The sequence below is a fragment of the Pseudomonas ulcerans genome (genome assembly GCF_036324125.1).
GTDB classification, from domain to species: domain Bacteria; phylum Pseudomonadota; class Gammaproteobacteria; order Pseudomonadales; family Pseudomonadaceae; genus Aquipseudomonas; species Aquipseudomonas ulcerans.
Map to the genome: position 1 here is coordinate 59128 of NZ_JAZDQN010000008.1, position 18101 is coordinate 77228.

Annotated in this window: 19 protein-coding genes and 1 pseudogene; 11 read left to right on the plus strand and 9 right to left on the minus strand. The window is 63.6% G+C overall.

The window, feature by feature from the left end:
- The first annotated feature begins 120 nt into the window (after positions 1–120).
- Positions 121–612 carry an acyl-CoA thioesterase gene (locus V0R59_RS09715; protein WP_330072867.1) on the plus strand — a complete coding sequence of 164 codons (492 nt, stop codon included), beginning with the start codon at positions 121–123 and terminating at the stop codon, positions 610–612.
- A 23-nt stretch (positions 613–635) separates the two neighbouring features.
- Here the strand turns inward: V0R59_RS09715 and pdxY are convergent, their stop codons facing one another.
- Positions 636–1502, minus strand: coding sequence for a pyridoxal kinase PdxY (gene pdxY / locus V0R59_RS09720; protein ID WP_330072868.1), 867 nt, complete (start codon positions 1500–1502; stop codon positions 636–638).
- 116 nt (positions 1503–1618) lie between these two features.
- On the opposite strand from pdxY, the gene V0R59_RS09725 reads away from it, so the two are divergent.
- On the plus strand, positions 1619–2011 hold the full coding sequence (locus V0R59_RS09725) for a DUF3301 domain-containing protein (protein ID WP_330072869.1): 393 nt from the start codon (positions 1619–1621) through the stop codon (positions 2009–2011).
- Here the strand turns inward: V0R59_RS09725 and V0R59_RS09730 are convergent.
- From V0R59_RS09730 to zigA, 3 genes are read right to left on the minus strand one after another with little or no spacing between them, the layout of a single operon-like run.
- Positions 2005–2982 (minus strand): CobW family GTP-binding protein, encoded by a 978-nt coding sequence (locus V0R59_RS09730; protein WP_330072870.1) that lies wholly within the window; start codon positions 2980–2982, stop codon positions 2005–2007. The two genes, V0R59_RS09725 and V0R59_RS09730, sit on opposite strands and share 7 nt — an antisense overlap.
- 44 nt (positions 2983–3026) lie before the next feature.
- Positions 3027–3662 (minus strand): DUF1826 domain-containing protein, encoded by a 636-nt coding sequence (locus V0R59_RS09735; RefSeq protein WP_330072871.1) that lies wholly within the window; start codon positions 3660–3662, stop codon positions 3027–3029.
- Positions 3662–4873 (minus strand): zinc metallochaperone GTPase ZigA, encoded by a 1212-nt coding sequence (zigA, locus tag V0R59_RS09740; protein ID WP_330072872.1) that lies wholly within the window; start codon positions 4871–4873, stop codon positions 3662–3664. The genes V0R59_RS09735 and zigA overlap by 1 nt, the downstream gene beginning before the upstream one ends.
- Before the next feature lie 126 nt (positions 4874–4999).
- On the opposite strand from zigA, the gene V0R59_RS09745 reads away from it, so the two are divergent.
- The 3 genes from V0R59_RS09745 to V0R59_RS09755 all read left to right on the plus strand — a co-directional run bounded on the left by V0R59_RS09745 (position 5000) and on the right by V0R59_RS09755 (position 6925).
- Positions 5000–5383: a glutamine synthetase gene (locus V0R59_RS09745; protein WP_330072873.1), complete on the plus strand. Its 384-nt coding sequence runs from the start codon at positions 5000–5002 to the stop codon at positions 5381–5383.
- A gap of 75 nt (positions 5384–5458) precedes the next feature.
- Entirely contained in the window at positions 5459–6346 is an 888-nt protein-coding gene (folE2, locus tag V0R59_RS09750; RefSeq protein WP_330072874.1) for a GTP cyclohydrolase FolE2, read from the plus strand.
- A gap of 18 nt (positions 6347–6364) precedes the next feature.
- Positions 6365–6925: a gamma carbonic anhydrase family protein gene (locus V0R59_RS09755; protein WP_330072875.1), complete on the plus strand. Its 561-nt coding sequence runs from the start codon at positions 6365–6367 to the stop codon at positions 6923–6925.
- Here V0R59_RS09755 and V0R59_RS09760 read toward each other — a convergent pair.
- Complete coding sequence (locus V0R59_RS09760) at positions 6922–7449, minus strand: DUF3617 domain-containing protein (protein ID WP_330072876.1); 528 nt, start codon at positions 7447–7449, stop codon at positions 6922–6924. The two genes, V0R59_RS09755 and V0R59_RS09760, sit on opposite strands and share 4 nt — an antisense overlap.
- Positions 7450–7578: 129 nt before the next feature.
- On the opposite strand from V0R59_RS09760, the gene cls reads away from it, so the two are divergent.
- Positions 7579–9018 carry a cardiolipin synthase gene (gene cls, locus V0R59_RS09765; protein ID WP_330072877.1) on the plus strand — a complete coding sequence of 480 codons (1440 nt, stop codon included), beginning with the start codon at positions 7579–7581 and terminating at the stop codon, positions 9016–9018.
- A gap of 1 nt (position 9019) precedes the next feature.
- Here the strand turns inward: cls and cfaB are convergent, their stop codons facing one another.
- The gene (gene cfaB / locus V0R59_RS09770; RefSeq protein ID WP_330072878.1) at positions 9020–10204 is read right to left on the minus strand and encodes a C17 cyclopropane fatty acid synthase CfaB; all 1185 of its coding nucleotides are present in this window, start codon (positions 10202–10204) and stop codon (positions 9020–9022) included.
- Between the two features lie 212 nt (positions 10205–10416).
- Here cfaB and lpdA point away from each other — a divergent pair, with 212 nt between their 5' ends.
- Complete coding sequence (gene lpdA, locus V0R59_RS09775) at positions 10417–11817, plus strand: dihydrolipoyl dehydrogenase (RefSeq protein WP_330072879.1); 1401 nt, start codon at positions 10417–10419, stop codon at positions 11815–11817.
- Between the two features lie 105 nt (positions 11818–11922).
- Here lpdA and V0R59_RS31875 read toward each other — a convergent pair whose 3' ends face one another.
- Together V0R59_RS31875 and V0R59_RS31880 are read right to left on the minus strand one after the other, a co-directional pair.
- Positions 11923–12690 carry a methyl-accepting chemotaxis protein gene (locus V0R59_RS31875; RefSeq protein ID WP_375547338.1) on the minus strand — a complete coding sequence of 256 codons (768 nt, stop codon included), beginning with the start codon at positions 12688–12690 and terminating at the stop codon, positions 11923–11925.
- 87 nt (positions 12691–12777) lie between these two features.
- Positions 12778–13890, minus strand: a pseudogene (locus V0R59_RS31880) (cache domain-containing sensor histidine kinase); the annotation flags it as partial.
- Positions 13891–13991: 101 nt separating this feature from the next.
- Between V0R59_RS31880 and V0R59_RS09785 the strand changes: the two are divergent.
- The 4 genes from V0R59_RS09785 to V0R59_RS09800 all read left to right on the plus strand — a co-directional run bounded on the left by V0R59_RS09785 (position 13992) and on the right by V0R59_RS09800 (position 17030).
- Entirely contained in the window at positions 13992–14222 is a 231-nt protein-coding gene (locus V0R59_RS09785; RefSeq protein ID WP_330072881.1) for a hypothetical protein, read from the plus strand.
- Positions 14223–14327: 105 nt separating this feature from the next.
- Positions 14328–15917 carry an MFS transporter gene (locus V0R59_RS09790; protein WP_330072882.1) on the plus strand — a complete coding sequence of 530 codons (1590 nt, stop codon included), beginning with the start codon at positions 14328–14330 and terminating at the stop codon, positions 15915–15917.
- Between the two features lie 33 nt (positions 15918–15950).
- Positions 15951–16574: a DedA family protein gene (locus V0R59_RS09795; protein ID WP_330072883.1), complete on the plus strand. Its 624-nt coding sequence runs from the start codon at positions 15951–15953 to the stop codon at positions 16572–16574.
- A gap of 39 nt (positions 16575–16613) precedes the next feature.
- Positions 16614–17030: a DoxX family protein gene (locus V0R59_RS09800; protein WP_330072884.1), complete on the plus strand. Its 417-nt coding sequence runs from the start codon at positions 16614–16616 to the stop codon at positions 17028–17030.
- Between the two features lie 263 nt (positions 17031–17293).
- On the opposite strand, the gene V0R59_RS09805 is transcribed toward V0R59_RS09800, so the two are convergent.
- Positions 17294–17839 carry a hypothetical protein gene (locus tag V0R59_RS09805; protein ID WP_330072885.1) on the minus strand — a complete coding sequence of 182 codons (546 nt, stop codon included), beginning with the start codon at positions 17837–17839 and terminating at the stop codon, positions 17294–17296.
- Positions 17840–18101: the final 262 nt, after the last annotated feature.

Here is an 18101-nt window from a genome sequence, read left to right on the forward strand (position 1 = left end):
CGTGAAACACGTGACGGCAGCCAGGCTGTCAGCGTCCCGTTTCAAGATGGCAGTACACAAGGGGAAGAAGCGCCCAGACCGCGCCGCCCCGCCTTAGCGCAATCTCACCGTGAGCAGACTATGGAACCCGGAAACGCCCAACTGTCGATGACCGTCCTGATGACCCCGGACATGGCCAACTTCTCCGGCAATGTCCACGGCGGCACCCTGCTGAAGTACCTCGATGAAGTGGCCTACGCCTGCGCCAGCCGCTATGCCGGGCGCTATGTGGTGACCCTGTCGGTGGACCAGGTGGTGTTCCGCGAGCCGGTGCATGTCGGCGAACTGGTGACCTTCCTGGCTTCGGTCAACTACACCGGCAACACCTCGATGGAGGTGGGGATCAAGGTGGTGACCGAGAACATCCGCGAGCGCTCGGTGCGCCACAGCAACAGCTGCTTCTTCACCATGGTCGCGGTAGACGACGATCGCAAGCCGGTGCCGGTGCCCCCGCGCCAGCCGCAGACCAGCGAAGAGAAACGGCGGTTCCTGCAGGGCAAGCAGCGGCGCTTGATCCGGCAGGAGCTGGAAAAGCGGTATCAGGAATTGAAGACCGAGACGGACACGATCTGACAGGCCACACAGGAGCCAGGTCGTTACAACTTGCGTGCTTCGAAACGCAGCCGCGGGTGCACGATCCGGTCCTGCGCCCGCACCACTTCCAGCTCGTAGCTGCCGCAGGCCTGGGTCTCCAGCAGCACCTCATGTACTGCCGCCGCCGTGAATTCGAACGCCGCCACCAGCTCGTCCCCCAGCAGCAACCGCGCCAGGAACAACCCGGCGGTCAGGTCGCCGACACCCACGGGCTGGCGCGGAAACGCCAGCAGCGGCCGCTGCAGATGCCAGCTACCCTCCGCCGTCACCAGCAGCATTTCGAAGTCGTCGGCGCTTTTGCCGGGATAGGCCAGGTGCTTCACCAGCACCGCCTTCGGCCCGCGCACCAGCAGTTCCCTCGCCATGCCGACGCAATCCTCCAGCGACTGCGCGCGACGTCCGGCAAAGCTGTCCAGCTCCAGCTGGTTCGGGCACAGCAGGTCCGCCGCCGCCACCGCTTCCTCCAGGAGGAAGTCGCTGACTTCGGCCGGCACGATGCAACCCTTCTCCGGATGCCCCATCACCGGGTCGCACAGGTACAGCGCCCGCGGATTGGCCTGCTTGATCCGCTGCACCACGCTGAGGATCGCCCGGCCCTGGGCGGCGCTGCCCAGGTAGCCGGATAGAACTGCGTCGCAATTGCCCAACTCACCGATATTGCTAATCCCTTCCACCAACGCGGGAATTTGCGCTGGCGCAAGCACTTCCCCGGTCCACTGACCATACTGAGTGTGATTGGAGAACTGCACGGTATTGAGTGGCCAGACATTCACCCCGACCCGCTGCATCGGGAACACCGCGGCGCTGTTGCCGGCATGGCCAAACACGACGTGAGACTGGATCGCAAGCAGGTGCGGTGTGCGTTTCATGCGGGACGTCCAAACCAATGAATGACAAACAAGGGGCGCAGTATGGCGCCAAACGCCACCTGTACGACAGACCGTGGTGGCAGTTAAGCTGGCACACCTCGTTGGAGCATGTGTAGATGGTTACCCTCGAAAACATCCTGGTGTTGATGGTCCTGGCCACGGCGGCAGCCTGGCTGTGGCACAACCATGGATTGCGGGAAAAGGCCCTGGACCGGGTCAAGCAGCATTGCGCCAAGCTCGACCTCGAACTGCTCGACGGCGCCGTCGCGCTGAAGAAGATCGCCTTCGTCCGCGATGCCAATGGCCGCAAGCGCCTGGCACGGATCTACAACTTCGAATTCACCGTGACCGGCGAGCAGCGCCACCCGGGCACCGTCACCCAGTTCGGCGCCCACAGCGTGCAGATCGAACTGGCGCCCTACCCGTTCGAGATCAAGACGCCGGTGCACGGCGACAATGTCATTGAAATGAAGCAGTGGCGCCAGGAACACAACCGCTGGCGTCAGTGATCCACAGGCAGGCGGCAGTCGAGCATTGCCCTCTCAAGTGCCGCATGATCCTGGGGCCCGGAGAAAATCAGCTCGATCCGCGAATCCTTGCGCCAGGCACTCTCCTCCCAGGCCAGCGCCTGCCCGTCCAGGGCATTGGCTGAACGCCAACCCTGCGCGCCGTGTACCACCATCTTGGCCCGTTGCCACTCCAGCCCCTCGATCAACACCTGAAGACGCGCAAGGTCGAGACGCTGCTGTGGATGAAATCGCCAGCCAATGCTCCAGCCGTCTGCGGCCTGTTGATAACTGCACAGAGGCCGTGTCGGGTCGGTCCACAAGGCGGCGACCTGGGCTTTTCCGTCCGGAATAACGTTATCCACAGGCGAGTTATCCACTTGCTCCTCGGCAGCCTTGGGCAGATCGGCCAGCTCGATGCCGCCATGATCGACCCAACGCAGCGCGGCCGGCGGCAGCCGAGAGCTTATCCACAGGCGCTGTCGCTCATCCACAATGCCGGCCTTGTTCAAGACCAGCAGCCCGGCGCTCGCCAAGGCTTGGGCCTGCGCCTGCGGCAGTACCGCACCGCTGGCCAGCGCCTGCGCATCGAGCACCATTACCGAGGGCTGCACCGCCAGCACGCCGCGCCACGGTGGCAGCCGCAACTGCGCCAGCAATTCCGCCGGGTGGCCCAGTCCGGACGGCTCGATGAACAGGCGGTCGGGCCGCGCCCTGCGCAACAGGCGCCCCAGGCCTACCTGGAACGGCGCGCCATTCACGCAGCACAGGCAGCCACCGGCCACCTCGCCCATGCTCACTCCGTCATCGTCGGTATTGAGCAGCGCTGCATCCAGGCCAATCTGCCCGAATTCGTTGATCAGAACCGCCCAGCGCTCGTTGCTCGGACGCTGGCCGAGAAGATGGCGGATCAGGCTGGTCTTGCCGGCACCCAAAGGGCCGGCGATCAGGTGAGTCGGAATGTTCTGCAACATGAGTGGGCCGTTCCAGCGGAAATCTTCGCCACTATGCTCCGGACTCAGGCCAGCCAGTCAAGGGTCAGGATCAGGCGGCGGTTGCCTTTATCCACAGACGGCGAGCGGTGCACAAGCCCACACCCTTCGTTGCCCAGCCATTTCTCGCCCTTCAGCAATGCCACGTCGCCACAGCTCAGTTGGCGGATATGCACAGGGTCGACCTCCTCCTGGGCCAGCCGCCGACGATCGACCACGTCTTCCTCCAGCCACTCGCTGGCCGGCCCCGCGTAGGTGCTGATCAGCCGCAGCGGAACATGGTCGACATGGAAACGTGGGCACATGGCGCTTTCCAGCACCCGCAGGCGCAACCCGACGCTACGCGCATCGAGCAGGCAGGCATAGGCGCCGACCAGCCAGCCAAGGTCAGCGATGAAGCCTTCATAGCCGGCGAGATCGGCGTAGGCGCTGGCGATCCCCTTCAGCGGCGGCACCTCGCCATCCTTTCCAATCTCCAGAGTGCGCGCATCCGCCAGCGGCTCGTCGAGCGACAGCAGCAGGCGGGCGAAGTCCTCGATATGCGCTGGCAGGCGGCGCTGCCAGACCGCCAGGTTGACGCCATCCTGCAAGACTTCGGTGAGTACGCCGGGCGTTTCTCCAAACACCTGGCGCACCGGTACCAACGCTTCAGCGACCAGCATCAGGCCACCTCCTCCTGGTCATGCCAGGCACCGAACGGGTCCGGCAGGCGCCGCCAGTTCGCGGCGCCCAGGGCCATTTCCTCGTCGTCGAGCAGGCAGGCATCCAGCTCGGCATGCAGACGTTCCACGTCGATATGCTGGCCGATGAATACCAGCTCCTGCCGGCAGTCGCCGCACTCCGGGTCCCATTGTTCAAGGATCGCCGCAGTGCCCTGCGGGTCCTGCGGCCAGTGCGCCTTGGGCACGAAACGCCACCAGCGCCCGGCGAAGCCATGGCGCATCATGCCGCCGGCCTGGGACCAGCTGCCGGCTTCCTGGTACTTGCTGGCGAGCCAGAAGAACCCCTTGGAACGCAGCAGCCGGCCGTTCGCCCAGGGCCTGTGGATAAAGTCGAAGAAACGTTGCGGATGCAGCGGCCGGCGGGCCTGCCAGACGCTGGCGGCGATACCGTACTCCTCGGTTTCCGGCACATGCTCGCCGCGCAGTTCCTGCAACCACCCCGGGGCGCTGGCGGCGCGCTCGAAGTCGAACAGGCCGGTGTCGAGGATGGCCTTGAGGTCGACCTGCCCCATGACCATCGGCACGATCCGCGCGTGGGCGTTGAGCCGGCGCAGGATGGCGGTCAGCTCTTCGCGCTCGTGGCTGCTGATCAGGTCGATCTTGCTGAGGAGGATGACATCGGCGAATTCCACCTGGTCGATCAGCAGGTCGCTGATCGAGCGCTCATCGTCTTCACCCAGGGTCTCGCCGCGGGAGGCGAGGCTTTCGGCGGCCTGGTAGTCGTGCAGGAAGTTCAGGCCGTCGACGACGGTGACCATGGTGTCGAGCCGGGCCATCTCCGCCAGGCTGCGGCCCTGTTCATCGCGGAAGGTGAAGGTCTCGGCCACCGGCAGCGGTTCGGCGATGCCGGTGGATTCGATCAGCAGATAGTCGAAACGGCCTTCGGCGGCCAGGCGGCCGACCTCTTCCAGCAGGTCCTCGCGCAGGGTGCAACAGATGCAGCCGTTGCTCATCTCCACCAGTTTTTCTTCGGTGCGGTTGAGGCTGACATTGCGCTGCACCTCGGTGGCGTCGATATTGATCACGCTCATGTCGTTGACTATCACCGCCACCCGCAGGTTGTCGCGGTTGCGCAGCACATGGTTGAGCACGGTGCTCTTGCCGGCACCAAGAAAGCCGGACAGCACGGTTACGGGAAGACGATCGGGCATGGCGCAGTTCCTCATCAGGGCGGCAAAGTGCATTCGAGCGATGCTTGCCTTAAATGTTATATTATAACAATGCAATTTAGCCAACCGCCCATCCACCGTCATCCGCCCGACGGTGAAAGGATCTTCATGAAGTCACTGCAAACCCTGCTGTGGATAACCGTGTTCTGCGCTGTCGGCAGCGCCCAGGCGGCGGTACCGCGCATCGAACTCGCCAACTGCACGCGCAGCGCCAACCTGCTGGCCTGTGCCGACCACCAAGGCAGCTACTACAGCGTGCAGACCCAAGGCTCGACCATCTACCTCCGCGGCTACGACGCGCCGAGCCAGCGCCGCTGGGCACAGACCAGCAGCCGCTACGGCCAGCTGACCTTCCACACAGGCCTGGCCAGCGATGGCGAAGCCTGGGTCGGCTACAGCCGTCGGGTAGGCTGGACCACGCTGAACCGCATCTCCAGTTCCAGCAGCCAGCGCTTCAGCCTGCGCTGCAACCGCCTGACTGGTTGCGAGTGAGGTCGAGGAAAAAGTGCTGGCAATCGAATTGTTATAATGTAACGTATTGCGAACTTCTACTCGATGGTTCGCACCATGACCACCCTGACCCTCCCCGATATCGCCGCCCAGGCCAGCGGGCAATCCCTGCCGCTGGACTGGGTCGGCATGTGCGGCATCGCCCTGCCGATCCGCCTCGACCAGCACATCCTCCACGCCACCGCCGATGCTGGCGTGGACCTGAGCGATGGCACCTCCCGCGGCATCCATATGTCGCGCCTGTACCTGGCGCTGGCAGCGTTCAAGGATGAGGCGCTGTCGGTATCCCTGATCCGCCGCGTACTCGGCCAGTTCCTCGATAGCCACCAGGGCCTGTCCACCAGCGCCCACCTCACCTTGCGCTTTGACGTACTGCTGGAGCGGCCAGCCCTGGTCAGTTCGGAATCCGGCTTCAAACGCTACCCACTGGTACTCGAAGCCCGGCTCTCCGACGAAGTGTTCCACGTGGAACTATTGGTGGATGTGATCTATTCGTCGACCTGCCCATGTTCCGCTGCCCTTGCCAGGCAATTGATTCAGCAGCAGTTCCTGACCGACTTCGGCAATCGCGGCCTGACTCATGAAGGGGTCCTGAGCTGGCTCGGCAGCCCGAAGGGCATCGTTGCGACCCCGCACAGCCAGCGCAGCACCGCGAAACTGCGCATACGCTTGAGGAAGGAGTGCAACGCGCTACCGATCCGGGAACTGATCGATCAGGCCGAGGCCGCCTTGGGCACCGCCGTGCAGACGGCCGTGAAACGCGCCGACGAACAGGCGTTCGCCCTGGCCAATGGACAGAACCTGATGTTCTGCGAAGACGCCGCCCGGCGCCTGAACCTGGCAGTGCGAGAGCTACCTGCCGTGGCTGGCTTCCAGCTGCGCGTGGAACATGCAGAGAGCCTGCACGCCCATGACGCTGTCGCCCAGAGCCAGTGGAACTGGTAACCGAACGGAGATGCTTCGATGATCCGCAAGAACCCGACCGGCGACCTGCCGGTAATAGCCGAATCCGCGTACGTGGACCACACCGCCATCATCTGCGGCAAGGTGGTGATTGGAGAGAATGTGTTCGTGGGCCCCTACGCGGTGATCCGCGCCGACGAGGTTGACGAGACCGGCTCGATGCAGCCGATCGTCATCGGCTGCAACTCGAATATCCAGGACGGCGTGGTGATCCATTCCAAGTCAGGGGCCGCAGTGACCATCGGCGAGTTCACCTCCATCGCCCACCGCTCCATCGTCCATGGCCCCTGCACCGTGGGCAACCGGGTGTTCATCGGCTTCAACAGCGTGCTGTTCAACTGCGTGGTCGGCGACGGCAGCGTGGTGCGGCACAATTCGGTGGTGGATGGTCGCGACCTGCCGGAGAACTTCTACGTACCCTCCACCACCCGCATCGGCCCGGCTACCGACCTGGCGCAGTTCCCGCCCGTGAGTGTCAGCGCCTCGGAGTTCTCCGAAGACGTCGCCCACACCAATATCGATCTAGTGAAGGGCTACAAGGCGCTGCAGAACGAGTTCTAGCTGCGTGGCTTCACGGTCCCGCAGTTTGCCCCCAGCCACACCGCCCGGGTGTTCATGCTGCCCTGCTGCTGAACCCCGCTGGCATTGAAGGTGCCTTGCACCGTGGTGGTGAATTCACGGTCGCTGAGGAAGTGCGCCTGACCGGTACCCTGGGCTTTCGGGCAGCTGAACTCGAACTTCCAGGTCTTGCCGTTGCGCTCGGTGATGCGCTGGGTACAGCCCGACTGCGGATCCTGCAGCGGGATATCGTCGGTCTTCACCTGCTCCGGGGTCAGGCAGGAGCGCACGCCCTTGCCGGCCACGGTGATGCCTTGCTTGGCCAGTACGCCTTCCATCATCGCCCGCTGCTCGGGCGGCAGGTTCTTCAACTGGCCGAGCATGAACTCCATGTCGGGCAGTGGCTTGCCATCCACCTGCATGTTGCTGGTGGTCAGCTCCCACAACCCCGGTTGCAGCATCTGCGCCTGGACCAAGGGACTCGACAGGCCAACCAGCAGCGCCAGCGCCGACACACGAATGTTCATCTTGTGACTCCTGAAATTTCCGGCCCTGTGCCGGACTGTTGCTTGGACTTCGAAAAGCCCCCTGGGTTGCAAGACTAGCCGGGATCGTGGTCTGTTAGGGGCTCGATTGGCGGATCGCACAGGATGTGTATGGACTACCACAGCCTCCAGTTCTTCGGTTACCTCATCGGTGCGACCCATTTCATCGGTGCACTCGCCGCCGTGCACGCGGTGCTCACCGTGCGTACCGCCCAAGGCTCCATCGCGTGGGCCTTGTCGCTGCTGTTCATGCCCTACCTGACCCTGATTCCCTACCTGGTCTTCGGCAGCCGCACCTTCGACGCCTACATCCAGGCACGCCGCCAGGCCAACCAGGAAATGCACGTCGCCATGGCCGACCTGAACTGGCGCCCTTGGGTCGAGGAAGCCCTGGCGGCCAGCAACTCGCCCGCTTATGCCGGACTGCGCGCCCTGCCCAAGCTCGGACGCATGCCCTGCCTGGCGAACAACCGGGTGCGCTTGCTGGTGGATGGCCACGCTACCTTCGAGGCGATCTTCCAGGCCATCGAGCAAGCGCGCGACACGGTGCTGGTGCAGTTCTTCATCATCCATGACGACCAGCTCGGCCGGCGCCTGCAGGCCCTGCTACTGAAGAAAGCGGCCGATGGCGTGAAGATCTACGTGCTCTACGACAGCGTCGGTAGCCACGCCCTGCCCGCCCGCTACAGCCAGACCCTGCGCGACGGCGGCGTGGAGATTCGCGCCTTCGCCACTCGTCGCGGCTGGTTCAACCGCTTCCAGGTCAACTTCCGCAATCACCGCAAGATCGTGGTGGTAGATGGCGTCCAGGGTTTCCTCGGTGGGCACAACGTCGGCGACGAATACCTGGGGAGCAATCCAGGCCTGTCGCCCTGGCGCGACACCCATGTGCAGGTCACCGGCCCGGTGCTGGCTTGCCTGCAGGAGTCCTTCGCCGAAGACTGGTACTGGGCCGCCCGCGCCCTGCCGCCGCTGATCCTCCCGGAAACCTATCCGGAGAACGGCTTGCTCTGCCAGGTCTTGGCCAGCGGCCCGGCCGATCCGCAGGAAACCTGTTCGCTGTTCTTCGTCGATGCCATCCAGGCGGCCCAGCACCGGGTGTGGATAACCAGCCCGTACTTCATCCCCGACGAGGCGGTGTTCGCCTCGCTGCGCCTGGCGGTGATGCGTGGCGTGGATGTGCGCATCCTGATCCCCTCGCGTCCGGACCATCGGGTGGTCTACGCCGCTTCCAGCCTGTTCGCCTTCGAGGCCGTGCGCGCCGGGGTGCGCATGTTCCGCTACCAGCCCGGCTTCCTGCACCAGAAGGTGATGCTGGTGGACGACGATGTCGCCGCCATCGGTAGCGCCAACCTGGACAACCGTTCGTTCCGCCTGAACTTCGAAATCACCCTGGTGACCATCGACCCGGGCTTCGCGGCCACAGTGGAAACCATGCTGGTCAATGACTTCGAGCAGTCACGGGAAATCACCCCGGAAGACAGCCGCGACACGCACCGCCTGCAACAGCTGGGGATGCGTATCGCGCGCCTGATCTCGCCGATTCTCTGAATCAGCGATAGAGGTCTTCGCGGGTCAGCGGCAGGTCGTGGCTGCCATCGGCGTGGGGTTTGACGGCGAGGATCTGGTGCAGGTTGATCCAGCCGCGGGAGAAGGCATAGGAGCATCCCGCGAGGTACAGGCGCCAGATGCGCAACGCCTTCTCCGGGACCATGGTCGCGGCTTCGGCGAGCCGGGATTCGAGGTTGTCGCTCCAGATCTTCAGGGTCCGCGCGTAGTGCAGGCGCAGGCTTTCCACGTCCACCACCTCCAACCCCACCTCGCTGATGGCAGCGCTGATCATCGACAGATGCGGCAGCTCGCCGTGGGGAAAGACATAGCGCTCGATGAAGTTGCCAGCCCCGCGCCCCACCGGACGGCCATCGGTGTGCTTGGCGGTGATGCCGTGGTTCATCACCAGACCACCCTCGCGCACCGCGCCGAACAGACGCTGGGAATACAGTTCGAGGTTGGCGTGGCCGACGTGCTCGAACATGCCGACGCTGACGACCTTGTCGAAACGACCGTCCTGCGGCAGGTCGCGATAGTCGAGGATCTGCAACTCGACCTGTTTATCCAGGCCCTCCGCCGCCACCCGCTCGCGACCAAGGGCGAGCTGCTCCTTGCTCAGGGTGATACCGAAGACCCGGGCGCCATACTCGCGCGCGGCGAACCGTGCCAGGCCGCCCCAGCCACAACCGACATCCAGCAGGTAGTCGCCCTTCTGCAGGCGCAGCTTGCGGCACAGGTGGTCGAACTTGTTCTGCTGGGCCTGGTCGAGGCTGTCGTCTGCGCTCTTGAAGTACGCGCAGGAGTAGGCCATGTCGCGATCCAGCCACAACTGGTAGAACGCGTTGGAAAGGTCGTAATGGTAGGAAATGGCGGCTGCGTCGGTGGCCTTGTCGTGCTCGCTGCGTACCGGCAGCGACTCCTCTTCGTCCTTGAGCAGGGCTTCGCTCAGTTCATCGCAGATACGGATGACCTCACTCATGGTGCCTTCCAGGTCCAGCTTGCCCTCGACGAACGCCGAACCCAGTTCGTCCAGGCCCGGGTGGGTCAGCTGGCTGATCATGCTCGGGTCCTTGATCATGATGGTGACCTGGGGTTGTGGGCCCAGATCGAACTCATGGCCGTCCCAGAGACGCAGACGGAGCGGAAGATGCAGGCTTTGCAAAACAGGTGGAAGTTGCACGAGCATGAACTGAGCCTCCCCATTTATACATACGGACGTCACCGAAACAGGGTAGTTCATAGTTGCGCACGGGCCGGCTATCGCGACGATAGTTGAGTGCTATCAAGGGTTTCCCGCCAGCATATTTTGCACAAACTAGACGCTTGAATTGTATACAATCTCCGAATCGAGCGATTACCCTTGGCGCCACTGTCGATTCTTCATCCGGGAGCACAACAATGAAAAGCTACGACGTCATCATCATCGGCGGCGGTCCCGGCGGCTACAACGCCGCCATCCGCGCCGGCCAGCTGGGCCTGAGCGTGGCCTGCGTGGAAGGCCGTTCGACCCTGGGCGGCACCTGCCTGAATGTCGGCTGCATGCCGTCCAAGGCGCTGCTGCATGCCTCGGAGCTGTACGAGGCGGCTGCCAGTGGCGAGCTGGGTCACCTGGGCATCGAGGTCAAGCCGAGCCTGAACCTGGCGCAGATGATGAAGCAGAAGGATGAAAGCGTGACCGGCCTGACCAAGGGCATCGAGTTCCTGTTCCGCAAGAACAAGGTCGACTGGATCAAGGGCTGGGGCAAGCTGGACGGCGTCGGCAAGGTCAAGGTCAGCGACGACCAGGGCAACGTCACCGAGTACCAGGCCAAGGACATCGTCATCGCCACCGGTTCCGAACCCACGCCCCTGCCCGGCGTGACCATCGACAACCAGCGCATCATCGACTCCACCGGCGCCCTGGCGCTGCCCGAGGTGCCCAAGCACCTGGTGGTGATCGGTGCCGGCGTGATCGGCCTGGAGCTGGGTTCGGTATGGCGCCGTCTGGGTGCCAAGGTGACCGTGATCGAATACCTCGACCGCATCTGCCCCGGCATCGACGAGGAAACCGCCAAGACCCTGCAACGTTCCCTGGCCAAGCAAGGCATGAGCTTCAAGCTGGGCAGCAAGGTGACCCAGGCCACGCCGTCCGCCGACAGCGTCAGCCTGACCCTGGAGCCTGCCGCCGGCGGTGAAGCACAGACCCTGCAGGCGGACTACGTGCTGGTGGCGATCGGTCGCCGTCCCTATACCCAGGGCCTGGGCCTGGAAAGCGTCGGCCTGAACACCGACAAGCGCGGCATGCTGGAGAACCAGGGCCACCGCACCAGCGTGCCGGGCGTCTGGGTAATCGGCGACGTCACTTCCGGCCCGATGCTGGCGCACAAGGCCGAGGATGAAGGTATCGCTTGCATCGAGCTGATCCACGGCAAGCCGCACGAGGTGAACTACGGCCTGATCCCGGGCGTGATCTACACCAAGCCGGAGCTGGCCACCGTGGGCAAGACCGAAGAACAGTTGAAGGCCGAAGGCCGCGCCTACAAGGTCGGCAAGTTCCCGTTCCTGGCCAACAGCCGGGCCAAGATCAACCATGAGACCGAAGGCTTCGCCAAGGTCATCGCCGATGCCAACACCGACGAGGTGCTGGGCGTGCATCTGGTCGGGCCGAGTGTCAGCGAGATGATCGGCGAGTACTGCGTGGCGATGGAGTTCTCCGCCTCGGCGGAAGACATCGCGTTGATCTGCCACCCACACCCGACCCGCTCCGAGGCGTTGCGCCAGGCGGCGATGAATGTGGATGGGAAGGCGATGCAGATCTAAAGGCGCCGGATACCTTGTGGGAGCGGGTTCACCCGCGATAGCTGGGGTGAATCCCCAACCGTAATCGCGGGTGAACCCGCTCCCACAGAGTCCGCGCCAGGCTTGTCAGGTCCTGAACCGCGAAACCAGGCTCCTGAACTCCTTCGACAACTCATTCAACTGCCGCGAATCCGCCTGTGCCGATCCGGCCAGTTCCTCGATCAACTGCGCATCCGCCTGGATCTGGATGATGTGCTGGTTGATGTCCTCGGCCACCTGGTGCTGTTCTTCGGCCGCCGTGGCGATCTGCGTGCTCTGGTCGCGGATCTCGTCCACCGACGCACGAATCCCCTCGAAGCTGTCCCGCGCCTCGCGAATGCTGTCGACGCTTTGTTGCGACATGTCCAGGCTGCTGCGCATCTGCTGGGTGACATCCTGCGCCCGCCGTGCCAGACCACCGAGCAAGCCATCGATCTCACCGGTCGAGTCGGCGGTACGCTTGGCCAGCGCCCGCACTTCATCGGCTACCACGGCGAAACCACGTCCCTGCTCTCCGGCCCGCGCCGCTTCGATCGCCGCGTTCAGCGCCAGCAGGTTGGTCTGCTCGGCAATCGAGCGGATGGTGCCGAGAATCGTGTTGATGTCCTGGCTCTCGCGCTCCAGCTCCTGCATGGCCTCGGTGGCCTGCAGCAGGTTCTCGCTGAGGCGGGCGACGCTGCTGGTGGCCTGTTCGATCTGCTGCTGGCCAGTGCTGACCTGACGCTGCCCCGCGTCGGCCGAGGTCGCTGCCTGGCTGCAGGACTTCGCCACTTCGTTGGCCGTGGCGACCATTTCGTTGAACGCCGTCGACACCAGTTCCACCGCCTGACGCTGACGCCCGGTGGCATCGCCCATGTTCGAGGCGACCTGGCTGTTGGTTTCCGAGGCGGTCTGCAGGTCGGCCGAGGCATGGCCGATGCGCTGCACCAGCGCGCGGATGCGTTCCAGGAACTGGTTGAACCAGCCCGCCAGGGTCGCCGTTTCGTCATTGCCATGGATCGGCAGCGAGCGGGTCAGGTCGCCCTCGCCCTGGGCTATGTCCTCCAGGCTGCCGGAAACGCCATTGATAGGCTTGATGATCACGTTGGCGAAGGCCGCGCCGAGCGCCGCGAACAGTACCGCCAGGACCAGCGCGATGACGACGATGGTCCAGGTCAGGCTGGTGACTCCGGCCATGACTTCGCTTTTCTCGATCAGGCCGATGAAGCGCCAGCCCAGGGTCGGCGAAGTCCAGACATTGGCCATGTAGCGCTTGCCGCCCAGCTCGACCTCGACCAGGCCCTTGCTGGTGGCGGCCAATTGCGCGTAGTCGCCGCCAAGATCCTTGAGCTGCTTGAAGGCGTTGTTCGGATTGCTCGGGTCCACCAGCACCGCGCCGGTGTCCTCCACCAGCATCAGGTAGCCGCTTTCGCCCAGCTTGGTCTTGCCGATGAAACCGGCCAGTTGCTCAAGGGACACGTCGGTGCCCATCACCCCGATCACCTCGCCGTTGGCGCCGTGGACCGTGCGCACGGTGCAGATCAGCGGCTGGTTGCCCCATAGGTAGGCGCTGGTGCGCATGACCTTGCCGGGATTAGCCATGCCCAACTGGTACCAGGGGCGCTTGCGCGGTTCGTAGTTCTTCAGGCCCGGCTCATCGGGCCAGGCCACATAGCTGCCGTCATCGTTGCGCGCGAAGGACACGAAGGCCGTCGTCGGATGCGCCTTGGCGTAGCGGGTAAAGCGTTCCAGAAGCTGGCGGCTGCCTTCCGGCAGTGGCGTGCTCGGCGCGTTTTCGCCGATGTAGACCTTCAGGTCCCTGGCATTGACGACCTGCGGATCGTCGGCCCATTGCGCGACGTTCTGCGCGATGGAATCGAGGAAGACGTTGACCGTGTTGTCGATCTGCCGGATCTCCCGGCCAGAGGTATCCACGAAGCCATCGCGGGCTTGTTCGTTGAGGTTGTAGACCACCAGGCAGGCGATCAGCGCCACCGGGATGACGGCGAGAACGCCGAATGCACACGTCAGCTTTGTTTTTATATTCATGCGTTGGCTTCCGATACGACGTGCCATGAGTTCACGGACTCAGGGGGCTTTGGGATCTGCTGCATGCCGGCCGAGGGCGGGAAAACCGCTCTGCTGGACGTTTCAGCAAGTCGGAGAATGGCAATTTGATGTTTCCGGCGCAAGACACCCGGATCGCCTTTGAGCCCCGAATTTACGGGGTTTCGGGCAAAACTGATCGCATGGACAGGACAGATTCTTGTCTGTTTTCACTGCTGTTGCAGGCCAGATCGTTTCTGCTGGATGCCGTTCGCAGCGCGGCGGTTGCGACGCGCAACGGCTTGAGAAAAAAGGAAAAAGACCCGGGCAAGGAATTATTGTCACCCTTTAAGGGACAGTAATTCCACATAACCGCTATTTTTGCACGCCAATAGCGACAGTAGAGTGGGAGACATAACGCCGGGGCCCCCCCTGGACCAAGACTTCCTCTCAAAGGCGACAACGGAATGACCACATCGACATCAGGTGCCTGGAGCCCCCTGCGCAACACCACCTTCCGCATGCTGTGGATCGCGACCATCGCATCCAACATCGGCACCTGGATGCACGAGGTCGGCGCCGGCTGGCTGATGACCACGCTGTCCACCAATCCGTTGCACGTGGCGCTGATCCAGGTCGCGGGCTCGCTGCCGATGTTCTTCCTGGCCCTGCCGGCCGGCGCGGCGGCCGACATCGTCGACAAGCGCCGCTACCTGCTGCTGGTGCAGTTGTGGATGTCGGCGGTGGCCGTGACCCTGGCCAGCCTGACCCTGCTGGGCCTGATGAACGTGCCCCTGCTGTTGGTCCTCACCCTGGCGCTAGGCATCGGCACCGCCTTGATGATGCCCGCCTGGAGCGCGCTCACGCCGGAGCTGGTGGGCAAGGAAGACCTGCCCAACGCCGTGGCGATTTCCAGTGTCGGCATCAACGTATCGAGGGCGATCGGGCCGGCGCTGGCGGGCCTGGTGGTGAGCCTGGTCGGTCCGTGGCTGACCTTCGCCCTCAACGCCATCTCCTTCGCCGGCGTCATCCTCGTGCTGTTCACCTGGAAACGCGAAGTGAAGGAACCACTGCTTCCTGCAGAACGCTTCCTCGGCGCCATGCGCACCGGCTTGCGCTTTGCCCGCAGCTCCCGGCCGCTGCAGGCCGTACTGGTTCGCGCCCTCGCCTTCTTCCTGTTCGCCAGCGCCGGGACGTCGCTGCTGCCACTGATCGTGCGCGGTGAAATGCAGGGCACGGCCGCCGACTTCGGCATGCTGCTCGCGGCGATCGGCATCGGTGCCGTCGCCGGTGCGACTCTTCTGCCACGCCTGCGGGAACGCATCAGCCGGGATCGCCTGGTCATGCTCGCCAGCCTCGTCTACGCGGTGTTCCTGCTGGTGCTGGCTTCGGTGCGCAACTTCTACGTGCTGATGCCGGCGATGCTGCTCAGCGGCGCGGCCTGGATCGCCGTGCTCTCCAACATGCAGGTCGCCGCCCAGACTGCGGTGCCGGCCTGGGTCAGGGCACGGGCGCTGTCGGTGTACATCCTGGTGTTCTTCGGCGCCATGGCCGGTGGCGGCCTGCTCTGGGGCAGCATCGCCAGCCACGCCTCCATCACCCTGAGCCTGCTGCTCGCCGCAGCCGGGCTGGCCGCCGGGACGCTCGTCACCTGCAAGGTTGCGTTGCCCGAGACCGAAGCCGAGGAACTGGCACCTTCACTGCACTGGCCGACGCCGCTGCTCAGCGCCGACCAGGACCAGGAGCGCGGCCCGGTCATGGTGACCGTCGAGTACCACATCCATCCCGACCAGGCCCAGGCCTTCCTTGAGGTCGCCCGTGACCTGGAGGCGATGCGCAAGCGCAATGGCGCCTTGTCCTGGGGGCTGATGCAGGACAGTGCCGAGCCTGCCGTGTGGCAAGAGTTCTTCTTCGAGGAATCCTGGCTCGAACACCTGCGCCATCACCATCGGGTAACCCGTGGCGAACTGAAGATCGAGGCCCGGGCCAGGGCGTTCCAGACCGACGGTGTGCCGGTGCGGATTCGTCACCTGCTGGCTGAACGGCACTCCCACTGAACCTGCTTTCATCCTTTTGCCAGAGGTGTCGCCATGGGCCCCGTCGAGAGCTTCGCAACCAATCATCCGTTGTCACTGCTCGCGCTGAACGTATTCGGCGACCAGCTCGGCCTGCCGCTGCCGTCCTACCCCTCGCTGGTGCTGGCGGGAGCCTTCGCCAGCGAGCAGGGCTCGCCGGACCCCGCGCTGATCGTCGCGCTGGCGATGCTCTGCTGCCTGCTGGCCGACAGCCTCTGGTTCTGCCTGGGCGCGCGCTTCGGCGACGCCCTCACCCGCCGGATCGAGCGCAGCTCGCCAAGGATGAGTACCGCCCTGGCCCAGGGGCGAAAAGCCTACCTGCGGCATGGGCCGGTGGTGCTGGTCTTCGCCAGGTTCATCCCCGGAGCGGGCGCGGTTTCCACCTTGCTGGCGGGGCAGATCGGCATGGCCAGGACGCACTTCGTAGCCTGCAGCCTGCTGGGTTCGATGCTCTGGAGCGGCAGTGCGCTCGCCCTGGGCGCCGGCTTCGGCGAAGCGATCCTCCATGCCTTCGACAGCCTGAAGGAGTACCTGGAACTCGGCCTGGTGACCCTGGGAGTTGCAGTCCTGACCCTGCTGGTCTTGCGGGTAGCGCCTTCAGCGCTGAGGCATGCCATGGGGCGTCCGCTCTGCCGGTAGCTATCGACACTTCCACTTCTCGAAACAAGGACTCATCGAATGGACATCCAACGCATCAGAAAAATCTGGGCAGGCCTCTCGCTGCCACTCGGCCTGCTGTTCCTGCGGGTTTCGGCGGCGGTGCTACTGCTGCAGATCCATGGCCTGCCGAAGCTGCTCGACTGGAGCGTCGAGCTGCAGCGAATCGAGGACCCGTTTGGGCTGGGGGCGACACTGACCCTGGCGAGGGCGGTGTTTGCGGAGGTGGTTTGTCCGCTGTTGCTGATCCTGGGCGTGTTTGCCCGACTGGCGTGCCTGCCGGTACTGGCAGTACTCGGTGTGGCGCTGGTGGTGGTGCATCCCGAGTGGACGCTGGGAGAGGCGCAGTTTGCCTGGCTGTTTGCCGTGCTGTATGCGGGGTTGGCCATTACAGGGCCGGGGGATTGGGTCGTCAGGCTGCCGAAGTCATTACGGTGAGGGGCGAATGCCGGAGAGGCGGATCTCTCCTGAATTGAGAGAATTAAAACTGCCGCCATGCTCTAACACGGTATTTTCGAATACTTTCATGATCTGTCTGTTGAAAATCTGGGAGCCTGCGCGGCAGAGCTTTGACGCTTCTGCCGTTCTGCGCGTCTCAGAGCGCGAGATAGGCAACACCAAGCAACACCCTCACCCACAAACTCACACCAGGAATGAAAAAGCCAGGCGGCTGATCAAGACCTCCGTATTTTGCGCGTCGGTCATTTCAGTAAAACCAACTCCTTCTGCCCTTCCACCGTCACGTCATAAACCTTCTCGCTACACACCGAGAGCCCCTGCAAATCAAACTCCACCAGGTAGGTTTTGTTCGCTTTCGGCAGAAAGCTGCGCGACAACGGCCCGCACTTTTCCAGGCTGTACGAGGTCCCGCGATCATTGCGCCAGTTCGCAATGCCCTCCACCACTGTCAACTGATCCGCCGGCACCAACGTCTCACGGAACGGCCGGGCACGATAGAGCCCATGGGCCAGTCCCTTATATAACCCTCGGAAAAACGTCGGCATCTGTTGCTCCAGGGAATCGTTGTAAACAACCCCTACGCTCTTCAAATTCCCCACGGGCCCAGCGCTGAAGCTCACCTGAGATCCGGTGCTGAGCATTCTGAAAATAACCTTCGCATGGTGGTCGTCTGCCGTCAGTACAACCGGCTTGGGTTTGGCTGGCGGCAGGCCTTTATGAGAAGAACAACCCGCACCAGAAACAGCCACCAGGCACAACGGAAGGAGCCAAGCAAAGGAACGACCCATAGATAAATTCAAATCCTGTTAAATACCATGATGGTCAAGTGCCAGATAGCTTAATGCCATCACTCGAAAAAGTATCTCCCCAAACTCCCATGTGTGCCTCGTAATATTCCCGGTCGGGATCTGATGAAAGGTCGCAGTGGCAGCCTGTTGACCCCGTTGTTGGATCTGAGGGGATGTTGGCGGCGCTCTGGCGAGCACTGATTGATATGAATTGCTCGTATCAAAAACGAGATGAGGGAGCTGAGGTTGGCGGTTTGCCAAA

What these genes read in the sequence shown, in the direction of transcription:
- lpdA (WP_330072879.1), top strand. Translation starts at nt 10,417, where the DNA reads ATGAAAAGCTACGACGTCATCATCATCGGCGGCGGTCCCGGCGGCTAC.
- V0R59_RS09755 (WP_330072875.1), top strand. Translation starts at nt 6,365, where the DNA reads ATGATCCGCAAGAACCCGACCGGCGACCTGCCGGTAATAGCCGAATCC.
- V0R59_RS09805 (WP_330072885.1), bottom strand. Translation starts at nt 17,839, where the DNA reads ATGGGTCGTTCCTTTGCTTGGCTCCTTCCGTTGTGCCTGGTGGCTGTT.
- V0R59_RS09730 (WP_330072870.1), bottom strand. Translation starts at nt 2,982, where the DNA reads ATGTTGCAGAACATTCCGACTCACCTGATCGCCGGCCCTTTGGGTGCC.
- V0R59_RS09800 (WP_330072884.1), top strand. Translation starts at nt 16,614, where the DNA reads ATGGACATCCAACGCATCAGAAAAATCTGGGCAGGCCTCTCGCTGCCA.
- zigA (WP_330072872.1), bottom strand. Translation starts at nt 4,873, where the DNA reads ATGCCCGATCGTCTTCCCGTAACCGTGCTGTCCGGCTTTCTTGGTGCC.
- V0R59_RS31875 (WP_375547338.1), bottom strand. Translation starts at nt 12,690, where the DNA reads ATGGGCGATGCCACCGGGCGTCAGCGTCAGGCGGTGGAACTGGTGTCG.
- V0R59_RS09725 (WP_330072869.1), top strand. Translation starts at nt 1,619, where the DNA reads ATGGTTACCCTCGAAAACATCCTGGTGTTGATGGTCCTGGCCACGGCG.
- V0R59_RS09735 (WP_330072871.1), bottom strand. Translation starts at nt 3,662, where the DNA reads ATGCTGGTCGCTGAAGCGTTGGTACCGGTGCGCCAGGTGTTTGGAGAA.
- cfaB (WP_330072878.1), bottom strand. Translation starts at nt 10,204, where the DNA reads ATGCTCGTGCAACTTCCACCTGTTTTGCAAAGCCTGCATCTTCCGCTC.
- V0R59_RS09795 (WP_330072883.1), top strand. Translation starts at nt 15,951, where the DNA reads ATGGGCCCCGTCGAGAGCTTCGCAACCAATCATCCGTTGTCACTGCTC.
- V0R59_RS09785 (WP_330072881.1), top strand. Translation starts at nt 13,992, where the DNA reads ATGTTTCCGGCGCAAGACACCCGGATCGCCTTTGAGCCCCGAATTTAC.
- V0R59_RS09790 (WP_330072882.1), top strand. Translation starts at nt 14,328, where the DNA reads ATGACCACATCGACATCAGGTGCCTGGAGCCCCCTGCGCAACACCACC.
- V0R59_RS09745 (WP_330072873.1), top strand. Translation starts at nt 5,000, where the DNA reads ATGAAGTCACTGCAAACCCTGCTGTGGATAACCGTGTTCTGCGCTGTC.
- V0R59_RS09760 (WP_330072876.1), bottom strand. Translation starts at nt 7,449, where the DNA reads ATGAACATTCGTGTGTCGGCGCTGGCGCTGCTGGTTGGCCTGTCGAGT.
- pdxY (WP_330072868.1), bottom strand. Translation starts at nt 1,502, where the DNA reads ATGAAACGCACACCGCACCTGCTTGCGATCCAGTCTCACGTCGTGTTT.
- V0R59_RS09715 (WP_330072867.1), top strand. Translation starts at nt 121, where the DNA reads ATGGAACCCGGAAACGCCCAACTGTCGATGACCGTCCTGATGACCCCG.
- cls (WP_330072877.1), top strand. Translation starts at nt 7,579, where the DNA reads ATGGACTACCACAGCCTCCAGTTCTTCGGTTACCTCATCGGTGCGACC.
- folE2 (WP_330072874.1), top strand. Translation starts at nt 5,459, where the DNA reads ATGACCACCCTGACCCTCCCCGATATCGCCGCCCAGGCCAGCGGGCAA.